19 protein-coding genes are annotated in these 14,413 nt (G+C 64.6%); 14 read left to right on the top strand and 5 right to left on the bottom strand.

Annotated elements, in window-relative coordinates; translation table 11 throughout:
• Nucleotides 1-21 precede the first annotated feature (21 nt).
• A complete protein-coding gene (locus E4L96_RS17265) occupies nucleotides 22-1,164 on the top strand; it encodes a HupE/UreJ family protein (RefSeq protein WP_135208451.1) in 1,143 nt (380 codons plus the stop codon).
• A gap of 9 nt (nucleotides 1,165-1,173) precedes the next feature.
• On the opposite strand, the gene E4L96_RS17260 is transcribed toward E4L96_RS17265, so the two are convergent.
• Both E4L96_RS17260 and E4L96_RS17255 read right to left on the bottom strand, forming a co-directional pair.
• Nucleotides 1,174-1,860: an anti-sigma factor gene (locus E4L96_RS17260; protein ID WP_135208450.1), complete on the bottom strand. Its 687-nt coding sequence runs from the start codon at nucleotides 1,858-1,860 to the stop codon at nucleotides 1,174-1,176.
• Nucleotides 1,857-2,438, bottom strand: a complete 582-nt coding sequence (locus tag E4L96_RS17255; protein WP_135208449.1) for a sigma-70 family RNA polymerase sigma factor — start codon at nucleotides 2,436-2,438, stop codon at nucleotides 1,857-1,859. Before E4L96_RS17255 ends, E4L96_RS17260 begins: the two co-directional genes overlap by 4 nt.
• A gap of 149 nt (nucleotides 2,439-2,587) precedes the next feature.
• Here E4L96_RS17255 and E4L96_RS17250 point away from each other — a divergent pair, with 149 nt between their 5' ends.
• Nucleotides 2,588-2,962 carry a PilZ domain-containing protein gene (locus E4L96_RS17250; RefSeq protein WP_135208448.1) on the top strand — a complete coding sequence of 125 codons (375 nt, stop codon included), beginning with the start codon at nucleotides 2,588-2,590 and terminating at the stop codon, nucleotides 2,960-2,962.
• A gap of 36 nt (nucleotides 2,963-2,998) precedes the next feature.
• On the opposite strand, the gene E4L96_RS17245 is transcribed toward E4L96_RS17250, so the two are convergent.
• Nucleotides 2,999-3,496, bottom strand: coding sequence for an arsinothricin resistance N-acetyltransferase ArsN1 family B (locus tag E4L96_RS17245; protein WP_135208447.1), 498 nt, complete (start codon nucleotides 3,494-3,496; stop codon nucleotides 2,999-3,001).
• Between the two features lie 107 nt (nucleotides 3,497-3,603).
• On the opposite strand from E4L96_RS17245, the gene E4L96_RS17240 reads away from it, so the two are divergent.
• The 12 genes from E4L96_RS17240 (at nucleotide 3,604) to E4L96_RS17185 (ending at nucleotide 12,002) form a co-directional block, all read left to right on the top strand.
• Nucleotides 3,604-3,945 carry an ArsR/SmtB family transcription factor gene (locus tag E4L96_RS17240; RefSeq protein WP_135208446.1) on the top strand — a complete coding sequence of 114 codons (342 nt, stop codon included), beginning with the start codon at nucleotides 3,604-3,606 and terminating at the stop codon, nucleotides 3,943-3,945.
• On the top strand, nucleotides 3,942-4,433 hold the full coding sequence (locus E4L96_RS17235; protein WP_135208445.1) for an ArsI/CadI family heavy metal resistance metalloenzyme: 492 nt from the start codon (nucleotides 3,942-3,944) through the stop codon (nucleotides 4,431-4,433). Before E4L96_RS17240 ends, E4L96_RS17235 begins: the two co-directional genes overlap by 4 nt.
• The gene (arsN2, locus tag E4L96_RS17230; protein WP_229414580.1) at nucleotides 4,424-4,873 is read left to right on the top strand and encodes an arsenic resistance N-acetyltransferase ArsN2; all 450 of its coding nucleotides are present in this window, start codon (nucleotides 4,424-4,426) and stop codon (nucleotides 4,871-4,873) included. The genes E4L96_RS17235 and arsN2 overlap by 10 nt, the downstream gene beginning before the upstream one ends.
• 13 nt (nucleotides 4,874-4,886) lie before the next feature.
• Nucleotides 4,887-5,387 carry an arsenate reductase ArsC gene (locus E4L96_RS17225; RefSeq protein ID WP_135208453.1) on the top strand — a complete coding sequence of 167 codons (501 nt, stop codon included), beginning with the start codon at nucleotides 4,887-4,889 and terminating at the stop codon, nucleotides 5,385-5,387.
• On the top strand, nucleotides 5,384-6,076 hold the full coding sequence (locus E4L96_RS17220) for an MIP/aquaporin family protein (RefSeq protein ID WP_135208444.1): 693 nt from the start codon (nucleotides 5,384-5,386) through the stop codon (nucleotides 6,074-6,076). Before E4L96_RS17225 ends, E4L96_RS17220 begins: the two co-directional genes overlap by 4 nt.
• A gap of 116 nt (nucleotides 6,077-6,192) precedes the next feature.
• Nucleotides 6,193-6,516 carry an ArsR/SmtB family transcription factor gene (locus E4L96_RS17215; protein WP_135208443.1) on the top strand — a complete coding sequence of 108 codons (324 nt, stop codon included), beginning with the start codon at nucleotides 6,193-6,195 and terminating at the stop codon, nucleotides 6,514-6,516.
• Nucleotides 6,513-6,944 (top strand): YeeE/YedE family protein, encoded by a 432-nt coding sequence (locus tag E4L96_RS17210; RefSeq protein ID WP_135208442.1) that lies wholly within the window; start codon nucleotides 6,513-6,515, stop codon nucleotides 6,942-6,944. The genes E4L96_RS17215 and E4L96_RS17210 overlap by 4 nt, the downstream gene beginning before the upstream one ends.
• A 10-nt stretch (nucleotides 6,945-6,954) precedes the next feature.
• Nucleotides 6,955-7,404, top strand: a complete 450-nt coding sequence (locus E4L96_RS17205) for a YeeE/YedE family protein (RefSeq protein WP_135208441.1) — start codon at nucleotides 6,955-6,957, stop codon at nucleotides 7,402-7,404.
• Nucleotides 7,401-8,192: a sulfite exporter TauE/SafE family protein gene (locus E4L96_RS17200; protein WP_135208440.1), complete on the top strand. Its 792-nt coding sequence runs from the start codon at nucleotides 7,401-7,403 to the stop codon at nucleotides 8,190-8,192. The genes E4L96_RS17205 and E4L96_RS17200 overlap by 4 nt, the downstream gene beginning before the upstream one ends.
• A gap of 23 nt (nucleotides 8,193-8,215) precedes the next feature.
• A complete protein-coding gene (locus tag E4L96_RS17195; protein WP_135208439.1) occupies nucleotides 8,216-8,914 on the top strand; it encodes an MBL fold metallo-hydrolase in 699 nt (232 codons plus the stop codon).
• A 22-nt stretch (nucleotides 8,915-8,936) separates the two neighbouring features.
• A complete protein-coding gene (locus E4L96_RS17190; RefSeq protein WP_135208438.1) occupies nucleotides 8,937-9,374 on the top strand; it encodes a beta-lactamase hydrolase domain-containing protein in 438 nt (145 codons plus the stop codon).
• Nucleotides 9,375-9,620: 246 nt separating this feature from the next.
• Nucleotides 9,621-12,002: a sensor domain-containing protein gene (locus E4L96_RS17185; protein ID WP_135208437.1), complete on the top strand. Its 2,382-nt coding sequence runs from the start codon at nucleotides 9,621-9,623 to the stop codon at nucleotides 12,000-12,002.
• A 341-nt stretch (nucleotides 12,003-12,343) separates the two neighbouring features.
• Here E4L96_RS17185 and E4L96_RS17180 read toward each other — a convergent pair whose 3' ends face one another.
• Both E4L96_RS17180 and E4L96_RS17175 read right to left on the bottom strand, forming a co-directional pair.
• Nucleotides 12,344-13,018 carry an HNH endonuclease gene (locus E4L96_RS17180; RefSeq protein WP_135208436.1) on the bottom strand — a complete coding sequence of 225 codons (675 nt, stop codon included), beginning with the start codon at nucleotides 13,016-13,018 and terminating at the stop codon, nucleotides 12,344-12,346.
• Between the two features lie 2 nt (nucleotides 13,019-13,020).
• Complete coding sequence (locus E4L96_RS17175; protein WP_135208435.1) at nucleotides 13,021-14,304, bottom strand: PDDEXK-like family protein; 1,284 nt, start codon at nucleotides 14,302-14,304, stop codon at nucleotides 13,021-13,023.
• Between the last annotated feature and the right edge of the window lie 109 nt (nucleotides 14,305-14,413).

Below are 14,413 nucleotides of genomic sequence, written 5' to 3'. Positions count from 1 at the left end.
CCAACCCAGTGGAGGTGCACCATGACCCGCACTCTCGCCCGCCTCCTCGCCCTGCTGGCGATCCTGCTCGCCAGCGCGGCGCCGGCCCACGCGCACAAGCCCAGCGACAGCTACCTGACCCTGACCGCGCACGGCCAGCGCATCGACGCCCAATGGGACATCGCCCTGCGCGACCTCGACATGGCCATCGGCCTGGACACCAACAACGACGGCCAGCTCACCTGGGACGAAGTGCGCAGCCACCACGCCGCCATCGCCGCCTACGCCCTGCCGCGCCTGACGCTCACCGCAGGCGGCCAGCCCTGCGCCGCAACTCCCACTGCCGAACAGCTGATCGACAACCACACCGACGGCGCCTACACCGTGCTCCGCTTCACCGCCGACTGCCCCCGATCCACCGACGCCCTTACCCTCGACTACCGCCTGTTCGCCGACCTCGACCCGCAACACCGCGGCCTCGTCCGCCTCACGCGCGACGGCGCCGCAGCGGCCAACCTGATCCTCGGCGGCGACCACCCGCGGGAGAGCATCGCCCCAACCACCAACGACGTGGCCAGCTTCCTCACGTACGTCAAGCTTGGCATCTGGCACATCTGGATCGGCTACGACCACGTGCTGTTCCTGCTGTCCCTGCTGCTGCCCGCCGTGCTGGTGTGGCGTGGCCACCAATGGGAAGAAGCCCATGGCCCGCGCGCTGTGGCGCTGGACGTGATCCGCATCGTCAGCGCGTTCACGCTCGCGCATTCGGTCACGCTCACCGTCGCCGCCTTGCACGTGGTGACTTTGCCGTCGCGCTGGGTCGAGTCCGCGATTGCCCTGTCGGTGGTGCTGGCGGCCCTGAACAACATCACGCCCGTGGGCGGCGTGCAGCGCTGGATGGCTGCCTTCGGTTTCGGCCTGATCCACGGCTTCGGCTTCGCGAATGTGCTCAACGACCTTGGCCTGCCGCCGGGTGCGCTGGCCGCCTCCCTGGTCGGCTTCAACCTGGGTGTGGAGATGGGCCAGCTGGCGCTGGTCGCGGTGTTCCTGCCAGTTGCATACCTGATGAGGAGCACCTGGTTCTACCGCCGCGTGGTCCTGGTCGGCGGCTCCGCGGCCATCATGCTGGTAGCCTCGGTTTGGCTGGCCGAACGCGCCTTTAACCTGCAGCTGCTGACGGCGTGAGCGCCACGGTTACAGCGTCACCCAGTTGCCCTTCCACAGCACGGGGCCGGTGGGCGCGTTCGGATTGGGCGAGCCGCCCTTCGGCTCCAGGCTGATCGCCAGCAGCGCCACATCCGCTCCGGCGGCGCGGGCATCCAGCGCCAGCCGCGCGTGCCGGTTGTCCGCCAGGATGCCCAGCGAGCGCGGCTGGCCCGCCTTGCTGATCGCCCATAGCTGCAGCGTGCGGTCGTCCGGCACCGTCACCCCTTCCACCACGCGCACGTCCATGGCCTGGTGGCGGCTGTCGCCCGCCACCACCAGCGCGATATTCGACTTTTCGTCCGTGAGCGAGGCCATGCGGTCGTACGACACCTCCTGCCCGCGCTGCACCAGCAGCACCGCCAGCACCACGGACGCCGCCACCGCCGCCCCGGCCACCGTCTGCCACAAGCGCATCACCCAGGTGCTGCCCGCCGCGCCGCGCCGCGGCCGTACCCCCGCCGCAATGCCGTGCCACACGCGCTCCGGCGGCGCGGCCGGCGGCGCAAATTCCATCAAGGGCACCAGCTTTTCCTGCCACTCCGCGACGGTCGCGCGCAAGGCGGCATCCTCGCGCAGCAGGGCCTCGAAACGATGGCGGGCATGGCCCTTGAGGGTGCCGAGGGCGTATTCGGCGGCGAGCTTCTGCTGCAGGTCTGGGTTGTCCTTGATGTTCATACGTTCTCCCGCCGGGCCAGGCACTGGCGCAGCTTGTCCAGGCCGCGGCGGATCCAGGTCTTCACGGTCCCGATCGGCAGCCGGAGCTGGCTGGCGATCTCGCTGTGGGACAGGTCATGGAAATACGCGAGCCCGATGGCCTGCCGGTGCAACCCTTCCAGGTGCTGCATGCAGGCCGCCAGCGCGCGTGCCTCGTCGCTCAATTGAACACGATCCTGCGGACTGGCGGCGCCATCCGGGACGGCGGCCACGATGTCCAGGTCCAGCTGCCCAGGGTCGAGTTCGATGTCGGCGCTGGCGCGGCGGTACAGGTCAAGCGCCTTGTTGCGCACGATGGTCGCCATCCACGTCAGCGGTGCGGACAGGTGCGGCTGGTAGCCGGACGCGGCATGCCACACCGACACGTAAGCCTCCTGCAGCGCCTCCTCGGCCAGCTCATGTTTCTTCAATATACGGAGCGCGAAGCCAAACAGTTTCGCCGAGGTGGCGTCGTAGAGTTCCCGGAATGCGGGGGCGTTGCCGAGCGCGGTGGCGGCAATCAGGTGTCGCAGGTGCACGTCGTCGTGTGGGCGCGCCACGCTGGGCCTCGAAGGTAGTAGTATTCATCCATTGTAGCGTGAGGTGAGCGGCCGTGTGGTTCGGCGCGCACTTGCGTCAGACTGGTCTGACAAGAAGTCCCGTTGTGTGCCTCTTGGAACTCTCTGCACGATCCGTAGAATCGGCGGGGATGCCCGCCACTCTCTCCGACTCCATTGCCATAGCCCAGCGGCGCGAACACGCGCGGCGGCTGCTCTCTGCACCTGCGGCGCTCATGGCGGACCTGTCGCCCGGCGCCGCTTCGGCGCCGGTGCATCTCATCGATATCTCCCTGAGCGGCGCCGGTTTCCTGCACGCGGGCCTGCTGCCGTCGGGGAGGCAGTTCGTCCTTCAGGTCCTGCTGCCGGACCAGTCCATTCCGGCGAGCTTCCTCGTCACCATCGTCTACTGCCAGCCGCGCCCGGCCAGCCACTTCTTTCGCTGCGGCGCGCGCATCACGGGTGCCGCGTCTGGCGGGGCGCTGGACGCGCTGGTCGATTTCCTGACCAAGCCGCCTTCCACCTGAGGCTGCTGCTTTTTGCTGGTTCGCTGTCCACGCCGATTATTCTGGCTTGTCCATCAGTAGCTGCCAATAGCCCACATCGATCCAGCGGCCGAACTTTTGGCCGACCTGCTCGAACATGGCGACCTTCCGAAAGCCCATTTTTTCATGCAGGGCGACGCTACCCTCGTTGGGCTGGGCGATGCCGCCGATGACGGTGTGCACGCCGCGATCCTTCAGCGCCGCCAGTAACTGGTCGTACAGCGCGCGGCCAAGGCCTTGGCCCTGGCGCTCCGGAGCGACGTACACCGTGCTCTCCACCGAAAACCGATACGCGGAACGCTCGCGCCATTTGGTCGCGTACGCGTAGCCAGCGATCGCGCCGTCTACCTCGCTCACCAGCCAGGACAGTCCGCTGGCCTGGACGGATTCGATCCGCCGCGCCATCTCGTCAGGCATCAACGGCTCCTCTTCAAAGGTGATCGTGGTCTCGCGGATGTAGTGGTTGTAGATCGCGGCAAGGGCGGGTGCGTCAGCCACTGTGGCGGTACGAATCAAGGTGGACTCCGGTGATCAAGGCTGAATCATTGTCGCATCTGACGACTGCTTGCGTTATTCGATATTTCGAATATTATCAAATCAAATAGTTCCACGGATATCGAACCATGGATAACGCCTCTGTCATTGCCGCGCTTGCTGCGCTCGCCCAGGAATCCCGGCTGGCGGTATTCCGCTTGCTCGTGCAAGCCGGACCGGAGGGCATGGTTCCCACCCGCATCGCCGAGGTGCTGGGCCTGCCCGCGTCCTCGCTCTCGTTCCACCTCAAGGAACTCAGCCAGGCGAAGCTGCTCACCCAAACCAAGGCCGGCCGCTCGCTGATCTACGCCGCCAATTTCGACACCATGAACCAACTGCTCGGCTTCCTCACAGAGAACTGCTGTGGTGGGAATCCTTGCAGCCCCGCCACCTCGGCATGTTGCCCCAACCCTGAAGGAGTCCAGCCATGAAACGCCTGCACGTCCACGTCTCCGTCGATCAGCTGCAAACCAGCATCGACTTCTACTCGACCATGTTCGGCACTGCGCCGTCGGTCGTGAAGCCGGACTACGCCAAGTGGATGCTCGACGATCCGCGGGTGAACTTCGCGATCTCGCAGCGTGGCCGCGAGGCTGGCCTCAATCACCTGGGCGTGCAGGTCGAGTCGGCGGAAGAACTGGCCGAGATGCAGGCCCGCCTCGTCAAGCTGCAGACGCCGATGCTGGAGGAAACCGAGGCCGCGTGCTGCTACGCCAAGTCCGACAAATACTGGGTCAATGACCCGAGCGGCGTGGCGTGGGAAACCTTCCATACGCTCGATTCAATCCCGGTCTTCGGCGAGGATGCGCAGCCGGCGCAGAGTGCCGAGGGGGCCTGCTGCATCCCCCTGGCAGGCCCCAGCGACAAGGGCGCGTGCTGCGTTCCCAAACAGGAAAGCAAGTCCGCGGCATGCTGCTGAACGAAATGACGGTGCGCCCGGCGCAGCGCGATGACCTGCCAGCGGTTGTCGCGTTGCTGAAGGATTGCCGTCTCCCCCATGAGGATATTGGACCAGGACACCTCACCGATTTCCTCGTTGCGGAAGACACCCACGGCTTGGCCGGAACGGTCGGCCTGGAGCGCCTTGGCGCGAACGCATTGGTCCGCTCACTTGCAGTGCGTACCGGACTGCGTGCCAGCGGCTTGGGCAAGCGGCTGGTCGCCGCCATCGAGAACCACGGCCGTACCCACGGGGTCGATGCCCTGTACCTGCTCACCACCACGGCTGCCGATTTTTTCAAACACCTCGGGTATCAAACCGTCACCAGAAACTCTGCGCCGCAAGCCCTGCAGGCCACCACGGAATTTTCCAGCTTGTGCCCCGCGCAGGCGGCGTGCATGGTGAAACGGCTCGACTAACAGATTGGACAACATGACTCACAAGACGTACAACGTACTGTTTCTCTGCACCGGAAACTCGGCGCGCAGCATCATGGCCGAAGGGCTCGTGTCCCAGCTGGGCGGCGGGCGCTTTCGCGGCTTCAGCGCGGGCAGCCAGCCGACCGGGCGCGTCAACCCGTTCGCGATCGAGCAGCTGCAGGCGATGGGCTACCCGACGACGGGCCTGCGCAGCAAAAGCTGGGACGAGTTCGGAGAGGCCGGAACTGCTGCGATGGACGCGATCATCACCGTGTGCGATAACGCGGCGGGCGAGACCTGCCCACTATGGCCAGGCTTCCCGGCCACCGCGCACTGGGGCTTCGAAGACCCAGCCGCAGCCGCAGGAACCGACGACGAGAAGCGCGCCGCCTTTGCACGCATCCGGCAACAGATCGAGCGGCGCGTCGAATCCATGGTGGCGCTGCCGCTGGAGACGATGTCAGCGTCCGAAATTGAAGCGGCGCTGCGCCACATCGGGAGCATGCCGGTATGACGTTCATGCGCCGCATGGTCGCGGAGGCGCTGGGCAGCGCGATGCTGCTCGCGATCGTAGTGGGATCGGGCATCATGGGCGAGCGGCTGGCGGCGGGCAATACGGCCGTAGCCCTGCTCGCAAATGCCATCGCCACGGGCGCCGGGCTGTTGGTGCTGATCCATGTGTTCGGCCCGGTCTCGGGCGCCCACTTCAATCCAGTAGTGACCCTCTCCGAAGCCTGGCAGCGCAACCTGCCGCGCCGCTGGGTAGTGCCGTACGTGACCGCCCAAATCCTGGGCGCACTGGCGGGCGTGGCGTGTGCCCACGCGATGTTTGGAGAGCCGGTGTTCATGGCGTCCACGCATGCGCGCACCGGCCACGCGCAGTGGTGGAGCGAAGGCGTGGCGACATTCGGTTTGATTGCCACGATCATCGCCTGTGCGCGCTCCAAACCGGCCGCGGTGGCGCCTTCCGTGGCCTTGTACATCACCAGCGCCTACTGGTTCACGGCCTCCACCTCGTTTGCGAATCCCGCAGTGACGCTCGCGCGCGCATTGACGAATACCTTCGCTGGCATCCGCCCGGCCGACGTGCCTGGTTTCGTGCTGGCGCAGCTGGCCGGCATGATCGCGGCCACCCTGTTGTTCGATTGGCTGTATCCGCGTCCGGATCAAAGGTCGGAAGCGACTGCTGACGCCCGCCTGTAAGCCCGCCAGGCGTCAGCCTGATGTGGCGTCGGGCGTCCCACACGACCGTCCAACATTCTATTGAATTATATATTCATTGTAGGTATAATGAAGGCCTGAACCTTCCTGAGATACCTATGCCAGCCATCGACCTCGTTGCCCTGCAAGCCGCCGCCGGCCAAGCGAGCGCCCTGTTGAAGACGCTCGCCAACCCGGACCGCCTTCTCCTGCTGTGCCAGCTCACGCAAGGCGAGTTCTGCGTCAGCGACCTTGAGCGGATGACCGGCATTCGCCAGCCGACCCTGTCCCAGCAGCTGACTGTGCTGCGCGAAGAGGCGCTGGTCAGCACCCGCCGGGAAGGCAAACAGATTTTCTACAGCATCGCCAGCCCGGATGCGCTGGCGATCCTCAACACGCTCTACGGAATTTACTGCCAACCGCAACAAGGAGGCCCCAAATGAACGTTGACTGGACCCACTTCACCCCGATGGCGGCGCTGGCGGGCGGCATGCTGATCGGCCTGGCCAGCGCGGTGTTCGTGCTGCTGAACGGCCGCATCGCCGGCATCAGCGGCATCCTCGGCGGTTTGCTGCGGCCAGCCCGCGGCGATATCGGCTGGCGCCTCGCCTTCGTGGGCGGGCTGGTGGCGGCTCCCCTGCTCTACCAGTTGTGGCGTCCGCTGCCGGTCACCCAGATTGCGGCCAGTCCGCTGACGTTGGTCGCGGCGGGCCTCCTGGTGGGCCTGGGGACGCGCTATGGTTCCGGCTGCACCAGCGGCCATGGCGTCTGCGGCATCTCGCGGCTCTCGCCGCGCTCCCTGGTCGCGACCGCAGCCTTCATGACCGCCGGATTCGCCACCGTGTATCTGGTGCGGCATGTATTCGCGTAAGGAGACCGCCATGCATCTCATCAGCGCACTCTTCGTTGGCCTGCTGTTCGGCGTCGGACTGATCGTGGCCGGCATGACCGATCCGGCCAAGGTCCAGGGTTTCCTCGACTTGGCGGGCGCCTGGGATCCGTCGCTCGCCTTGGTGATGGCCGGTGCCATCGCCGTGGCCTGGCTCGCCTTCCGGCTGGCGGCGCGGCGCCCCGTCGCCCTGTTGGGCGGCCCGATGCGCCTGCCTACCAGCCGGGACCTGGACCGGCGCCTGGTGCTGGGCTCGCTCGCATTTGGCGCGGGCTGGGGACTGGCGGGTTTCTGTCCCGGCCCGGCGCTGGCGTCGCTCGCCACAGGCGGAGTCAAGCCAGTCCTGTTCGTGAGCGCCATGCTGGTGGGCATGGGTTTGTTCGAACTGCTGCAGCCACGGCCGGCCACGGCGGCAGCACCCCAGCGCGGGACACCGGTATGACTCTGGCCCTCCTGTTGGGCGCAGCCGTCGGCCTGATCCTCGCGCTGACCGGCGCCGGGGGCGGCATCCTGGCGGTCCCGGCGCTCGTGTTTGGCGTCGGGCTGGGGGTGGCGCAGGCCGGCCCGATCGGCCTGCTATCGGTCGGCCTGGCCGCGCTCCTGGGCGCGCTGCTGGGCCTGCGGCACGGCGTGGTGCGCTACCGGGCTGCCAGCCTGATGGCCGTGACCGGCGTCCTGGTGGCGCCGGCGGGCCTGTGGCTGGCCCATCACATGAGCAACCGCTGGCTCAGCGTCCTGTTTGCCCTGGTGCTGATGCACGTTGCGCTGCGCACGCTGCGCCAAGCCCGTGGGCTGACCTCTGCTCACCGGCCCACCGGCCACCCGTGCGTGCGCGACGCCGGCACCGGCCGCTTCATCTGGACTGCTCCCTGCGCCCGCGTGCTGACCCTCGCCGGCAGCGCCGCCGGTTTGCTGTCCGGCTTGCTGGGCGTCGGCGGCGGCTTCGTGATGGTGCCGGCGCTGCGCCGCTACACGGATCTGGACATGCAATCCACGGTGGCCACCTCGCTGGCGGTCATTGGCCTCGTGTCCGCCGCCGGCGTCGCGGGGAGCGCGATCGCGGGCACCCTCGACTGGCAAGTCGGCCTGCCCTTCGCGGCGGGCGCGCTGGCCGGCATGCTGGGCGGCCGTCCGCTGGCGCGGCGGCTGAGCGGTCCCACGCTGCAAACCGGTTTTGCGGTCCTGACGGCCGCCGTTGCCGTCAGCATGCTCGTCAAGGCCCTGGCCTGATCTCATCTTCTGAAGGAGTCATCATGCATCTCCCGATTCAACTGTTCGACGCAGAATCATCGACCTACACCTATATCCTGATCGCGGCCGGCGGCCGGGACGCCGTACTGATCGATCCCGTCGACCGCCAGTACGAGCGCGACCTGGACCATCTGCGCCGGCTTGGCCTCAAACTGGTGTACGTGCTGGAAACCCACGCGCATGCCGACCACATCACGTCCGCCGGCGCCCTGCGCGCGGCCACCGGCGCCCAGGCGGCGGTACCGTCCGGGTGCGGTATTCCGCCCGCCGATGTGCAGCTCCACGATGGCGACGTGCTGCGCTTTGGCGCCGCCGACGAGATCCGCGTGCTGCACACGCCCGGCCACACGGCCGGCAGCATGAGCTTCGTCTGGCGCGGCAACCTGTTCAGCGGGGACACCCTGCTGATCAACGGCTGCGGCCGCAGCGATTTCCAGAGCGGCAGCGCCAGCGCGCTGTACGACAGCATCGTGGGCAAGCTGTTCGCTCTGCCGGACGACACGCTGGTCTGGCCCGGCCATGACTACCGCGGCCAGACCGTGTCGGCCATCGGATGGGAAAAGGCGCACAACGCGCGCGTGGCGGGGCGCAGCCAGGATGAATTCATTGAGCTGATGGGCGCTCTGAATCTGCCCCCGCCCAAGATGATCGAGGTCGCCGTCCCGGCCAACCAGAATCTCGGCCTGCCGCACGGCGGCTGAGGCCAGCAAGGAGACACCCGCCATGCCAAGCTACACCTGCCTCACCCCGGTGCTGTTTCTCGGCCCCCAGCCGGACGGGGCCGACCTGGCCGCGGCGGCGGCCAGCGGCATCCGCACCGTGCTGGACCTGCGCATGCCCGCCGAGACCGGTGGCACCAACGAGCTGCAGACACGTGCTCACGGACTCGGCTACGCCGCCCTCCCGATCGACCGGATGGATTTGCGCCCCGCGCAAGTGGACAACTTCGCCCGCCTGCTGCGCGACCTGCCAGGCCCGGTGCTATTGCACTGCGCCACCGGCGCCCGCGCGGCCCTGCTGCTGGCGCTCGCGCGCGCCCGCGTGCACGGCTGGAACGCGACCCGCACCTTTGCCGAAGCGGCCGCCCTGGGGTTCGACTTGCGGAGCACGCCGCCGTTTGCGGCATTTGTAGAAGCGGTCACCGCCGCGCACGCCGGTTGACCCTGCAGCGCGGGACGCGCCGCTAGCGCCCGTCAAGCACGTGGCTGTTCACGGTCATGCCGTACATCGCGACGCCGTTCGTCATGGTATTTCTTGCGAGGCGCCTGGTTGCTCGCCGCGGCGCTGCGCCGCCACCCCGACGTCGATTCGAGTTCATGGGTGTTGTTCAAAGCGCCATCAATCTGCGCTTTGATGGACAATTAGCTCCTGCAGTGCGGTGTGAGGCGCATTGCACAGGAGGGCTGAATGAACGTTTCGCCATTGCCGCTCGCGGTCTTCGTGGTCGATGCGGACGGTGCGATCATCAACTGGAACAAGGGCTGCGAGAAGCTGGCCGGCCACACTCCGGCCGACATCCGCGGCAGCCACCTCGACGACCTGATCGCTTTCGATGACGCCGCGAATGCGCCGCTGCCGATCGAGGAGCGGATCGACATCGAATCGACCGGCACGCTGCGCTGCATGGACGGCCGCCAGGTACCGGTCCGGCTGACGGTAGCACGGCAAGCCGTCGGCCCGGGCCAGCCCGTGTCGCATACCGTGATCGTGATTCCCCGCAGCCCCACCGTGCCGTCGCGCTACGCGCTGGTACAGGACGTGCCGGTGGCCGAGCTGATCGAGGTCCTGCCCTGCCTCTTCTACGTCATTGACCAGAGCCGCCGGCTGCTGCTCTGGAACCATCAGCTTGAGGATGCGCTCGAACGTCCGTGCGAGGACATGCCAAATGACGACGTACTCAGTTTTTTCAATGAGCGCGACCGCCCCCGCATCGTGCAGAGCATCATGGAAGCCTTCGAACACGGCGCCTCCTCGCACGAAGCGGAGATGATCGGCAAGGAAGGCAAGCGCACCGCCCTGCTGTTCCATTGCGCACGCACCAGCCTGGGCGGCTTGCCCTGCGTGTTTGGCACGGGCCTGGATATCTCCCAGCGCAAGAAGGCCGAGCATGGCTTGCGGCTGCGCGAGCGCGCCATCTATTCGAGCGTGAACGCGATCATCATCACCTGCTGCGTGGGGACCGAAAACCACATCGAATACGTCAACCCGGCCTTCGAACACATCACCGGCTACACGCTGAGCGAGGTCCGCGGGCGCGATCCGCGCTTCCTGCAGGCCGACGGGGTCGATGTCAATGAACGCCAGCGTATCCGTGAGGCGCTGGCGCGCCGCCAGGGCGTGCGCGCGGTGCTGCGCAACGTCCGCAAGAACGGCGAGGTGTTCTGGAACGAGATGCGCATCGACCCCGTCGCCAACGGGGACGGCGAGGTGACACACTTCGTCGGCGTGCTGAACGACATCACCACGGCCAAGCATTACGAGCGCCGCCTGCGCCACCTGGCCCACCACGATGCCCTCACCGGCCTGGCCAACCGGACCTTGTTGCAGGAAAAGCTTCACCTCGCGATCAGCGAGGCCCAGCGCGACGGCGGCATCGGCGCCCTGGCCTTCCTCGACCTCGACAACTTCAAGCACATCAACGATAGCTTCGGCCATGACGCTGGCGATGCGGTCCTGCGCGAGATCGCCCGGCGCCTGCGCGACTGCATGCGCGAGACCGACACCGTGGCGCGCGTCGGCGGCGACGAGTTCGTGTTGGTGATCAAGGACCAGCAGCACGTGGCCGAGATCGGCGCCCTGCTCGACCGCATCGGGCGCAGCATCGTGATGCCGGTCCCCTTCGGCCGCCAGGAGATCGTGCCGGGCACCAGCATCGGCGTGGCCCTGTTTCCGCGCGACGGCGACAGCGTCGACCGCGTGATGCGTGCCGCCGACGCCGCCATGTACCACGCAAAGTCGCTGGGCAAGAACAACTGCCAGTTCTACTCCGCTCAGCTGAGCCAGGTAGTGCACCAGCGCCTGCTGCTCGAGGCCAGTCTGGGGCGCGCGATCCGCGGGCACGAACTGCTGCTCTACTATCAGCCCAAGGTGGACTTGCGGTCCGGACGGATGATCGGCGCGGAAGCCCTGGTGCGCTGGAATCATCCCGAGCAGGGCTTGCTGGCGCCCGCCAACTTCATTCCGGTGGCCGAGCAGACCGGCCTGATCGTGCCGCTCGGTGACTGGGTGCTGTGCGAAGCCTGTGCCGCGCTGCAGCAGCTGCGCGGGTCCGGCCCGAGCGACTTCGTCATTTCCGTCAACTTGGCCGCGCGCCAGTTGCGCCAGCGCGAGTTCGTGGCGCACCTGGCCGAGATCCTCAAGGTCCATGAGGTCGCGCCGGAGCAGATCGAACTCGAAGTTACCGAAAGCCAGCTGATGGACAACCCGGCCGAGGCCATGGAAGCGCTCACCGATCTGAAGGCGATGGGCGTGCGCCTCTCGATTGACGACTTCGGGACTGGTTACTCCAGCCTGTCGTATCTGCAGAAATTCCCGGTCGATGTCATCAAGATCGACCGCTCGTTCCTGGTCAAAAGTGACGACGACCATGCGGTGATCATGCGCGCCATCATTGCCCTCGGCCATAGCCTCAAGCTGAAGGTGATCGCGGAAGGCGTCGAAACGCAGGACCAATTAGCTTTCCTGCGCGACCACGACTGCGATCAGATCCAGGGCAATTACTTCAGTCCAGCCGTGTCCAGCGTCGCGCTTCAGGACATGATTGCGCGCGACACGCGCCTGCCCAGTTGAAAATCGAGGGACGGCCTGCCGGGATACCAAAGGTCGAATATGGCGGAAGCGGTGGAAACCGAACTATAGAGTGAAAACGAGGGGCCAAAACTTCTCTTTCCACCTTTTGTTCCACCTTTTGACGTCACTTTACCTCCCAAGTTCATGGCCAGCAAACAAAAAAACCGTCGGCACCTATCGAAGAAAGAGGTACGGCCACGTAGGAATGTTCCGCATATTCACTACCGCTCAACCGTGCCCGGCAGAACACTTGGACATCCGCGAAATTCGTCAAGTCGAGGTTGCTGGCTCCCCATACGGCCCCAGCGGACGGGAGAGCGATCGTTCCCTAATCTCAACCTTTAGTCGTCGTCCATGAGTCCACATCGGACGCATCGAGACCCGTTGAAATAAGGCGAGCCACAGACGCAACGCATTCCCCAACCAACGTCATCGGCGGCAGGACCGGCACCGACGCCGTAGGCACCGCGCACCAACCGTATGCCGCCCTGCTCGCTCACGAGCTCGAGACCAGGTTCAAACAAGATTGGCTTCCCGATCATTTCTGACACCCGATTTTCGGTGTGAAAATTTATGAATTCAGCGAACTCAGCCATTGCGGAACGATCGGCTCTGCCAGCAACAAGAGCACGCTTAACGGTGTTCATAGCCCTTGATACCATTTGCGCAGTTACTTTTTTTTCTGCCAACTTCCGTGCTTCCTCAGCCTTCTTGTTCGCCTTTTCCAACTGAAGTGAGAGCAAAAGGCTCGGTGAAAAGACGCTATTCCTCTTAAAATTATTGCAACGGCCACACGCAGGCAACCAGTTCTCGTAAGACTGAATATCGAACTCGGCGGGCAGACCCAGTAGTTGAAGTACTCTTGGCAAATCAGGATCGTTCTCAAGAGATTCAGCAATTACGTGGTCGACTTCGAAGCCCTCCAGATCAACTGGCGTGTTGCACATGTAGCACTTTTCGCCATGGACGGTGTAGATCGCGTATCTCTCGGCAGAGGAGAAAATTCGTTTTGCCATGCCTACCCTATGCTAGAAACGTTGGCGAGCGAAGCAAAACGACTTGAGAGTTCATCCAAGTGATCGCACAAAAGGACAGCAGCCGCTTGCTGGTTGTTGGCGTAGTCGGACCGAAGCGAAGCAGTTTGCACGCCGGTCGCCATCTTTCGTCCGCTCATTCGCTCTCTGCGCATTGCGACTGCGATGGCGCGCGCTTGTTCGACGTGCGACTCATCAAAGGAGCCGAAGTGGAGCAATGAGCTCACGACGAACCGCTCGTTTGCAGGTACACCAAACTGCTCGCGTACCATCACCTGTATGGGCCAGTAACGAGGACCCTCGCGCTTAAGCCCATCCCAGCGCTTAAGGGTAAAATAGAAAGCGCTGCGCTTTGGGTCCCAAGCCAAGTCAGCGAAACGATCGCGCGCCGCTTTTCGAAGAGCAGCGTAGGCGATCAGTGGAATGCAATTCTGCCATAGGTGTGAGCGGCGGCAGTATACTGGGAAGAGTCGCTGAACCGGGTCAGGCCCCGCGAAGATATCAGCGCCTAATCTAGTTCGTGACGCCTTGCTTCGACTCCAAGCTCCCATTATTTCAAAGACAGCCTGATGGTTCAGGACCATGTCCAAAAGCTGGTGTTCTTCAATGCCTGGTAGCTCTTCCGCAAAGCCGCTGTGATCAATCGCAAGCCGAAATTCTTGTATCGAACGGCGAGGCTCCTCGCCCAGCCACGTCGATTTCTCCGCAATACGAAGCTCGTCGATCAACCAGTCATAGTCTAGACCGATCCATGATGGGTCAGTTGGTTGAGCTCCATTCAGGTCCAGGTAGATCAGCACCCGGTGCCACTCATGAAACTGTTCATCGAGTGCGTCCCGGTATCGCTGTAACTGGTTCGCGCTTTCCCTTGCGCCGAACTTATTTTCAATCGCTACCAGCAACCGCATGCCAGGTATTAGAACTAGGACGTCTAAGCGGCCGGAGGCTGCGGTCAGTTTCACCTCTCGATCGATAACCACGTCGGCAAACGATTGCGTGGCTAACCGGCTCGGCGCGATCTGACGTCGTTGATTCAGCGATAAAGCTGAGGCGGGCGCGGTATCCCAACAAGCTGTCAGCAACCTGCGCAAGACCATCCCATTGAGTCCATGTCCCTCGGTTGGATCGAGCAACCAAGCTAGAAAACGTGATACTGGCACTTCAGTTGGATAGCAGATGCGCAAAGGCTGCGTCTCGCGCGAAGCTTCGATCACACCTTGGACCGTTCGATCCGCAAAAAAACGTTCGATATCGGAAGCAATAGACATGGAAATAAACCTATTGTTGAAACAGCAATTCTACAGTACAAGCAGGAGGAAGGCTTAACCCGATCAGCTGTTGCCTGTCTCTCTACGCTGGCGACATTCGCCTGCGCGG

It is taken from the genome of Zemynaea arenosa (genome assembly GCF_004614185.1).
GTDB classification, from domain to species: Bacteria; Pseudomonadota; Gammaproteobacteria; order Burkholderiales; family Burkholderiaceae_D; genus Telluria; species Telluria arenosa.
Note: the sequence above shows the minus strand (reverse complement) of the source record. Positions and strands in the feature narration are given on the sequence as shown.

Bases quoted from the DNA above. Each gene is read 5' to 3' on its own strand.
- E4L96_RS17265 (WP_135208451.1), top strand. From the start codon at position 22: ATGACCCGCACTCTCGCCCGCCTCCTCGCCCTGCTGGCGATCCTGCTC.
- E4L96_RS17260 (WP_135208450.1), bottom strand. From the start codon at position 1,860: ATGAACATCAAGGACAACCCAGACCTGCAGCAGAAGCTCGCCGCCGAA.
- E4L96_RS17250 (WP_135208448.1), top strand. From the start codon at position 2,588: ATGCCCGCCACTCTCTCCGACTCCATTGCCATAGCCCAGCGGCGCGAA.
- E4L96_RS17240 (WP_135208446.1), top strand. From the start codon at position 3,604: ATGGATAACGCCTCTGTCATTGCCGCGCTTGCTGCGCTCGCCCAGGAA.
- E4L96_RS17235 (WP_135208445.1), top strand. From the start codon at position 3,942: ATGAAACGCCTGCACGTCCACGTCTCCGTCGATCAGCTGCAAACCAGC.
- arsN2 (WP_229414580.1), top strand. From the start codon at position 4,424: ATGCTGCTGAACGAAATGACGGTGCGCCCGGCGCAGCGCGATGACCTG.
- E4L96_RS17225 (WP_135208453.1), top strand. From the start codon at position 4,887: ATGACTCACAAGACGTACAACGTACTGTTTCTCTGCACCGGAAACTCG.
- E4L96_RS17220 (WP_135208444.1), top strand. From the start codon at position 5,384: ATGACGTTCATGCGCCGCATGGTCGCGGAGGCGCTGGGCAGCGCGATG.
- E4L96_RS17215 (WP_135208443.1), top strand. From the start codon at position 6,193: ATGCCAGCCATCGACCTCGTTGCCCTGCAAGCCGCCGCCGGCCAAGCG.
- E4L96_RS17210 (WP_135208442.1), top strand. From the start codon at position 6,513: ATGAACGTTGACTGGACCCACTTCACCCCGATGGCGGCGCTGGCGGGC.
- E4L96_RS17205 (WP_135208441.1), top strand. From the start codon at position 6,955: ATGCATCTCATCAGCGCACTCTTCGTTGGCCTGCTGTTCGGCGTCGGA.
- E4L96_RS17200 (WP_135208440.1), top strand. From the start codon at position 7,401: ATGACTCTGGCCCTCCTGTTGGGCGCAGCCGTCGGCCTGATCCTCGCG.
- E4L96_RS17195 (WP_135208439.1), top strand. From the start codon at position 8,216: ATGCATCTCCCGATTCAACTGTTCGACGCAGAATCATCGACCTACACC.
- E4L96_RS17190 (WP_135208438.1), top strand. From the start codon at position 8,937: ATGCCAAGCTACACCTGCCTCACCCCGGTGCTGTTTCTCGGCCCCCAG.
- E4L96_RS17185 (WP_135208437.1), top strand. From the start codon at position 9,621: ATGAACGTTTCGCCATTGCCGCTCGCGGTCTTCGTGGTCGATGCGGAC.
- E4L96_RS17180 (WP_135208436.1), bottom strand. From the start codon at position 13,018: ATGGCAAAACGAATTTTCTCCTCTGCCGAGAGATACGCGATCTACACC.
- E4L96_RS17175 (WP_135208435.1), bottom strand. From the start codon at position 14,304: ATGTCTATTGCTTCCGATATCGAACGTTTTTTTGCGGATCGAACGGTC.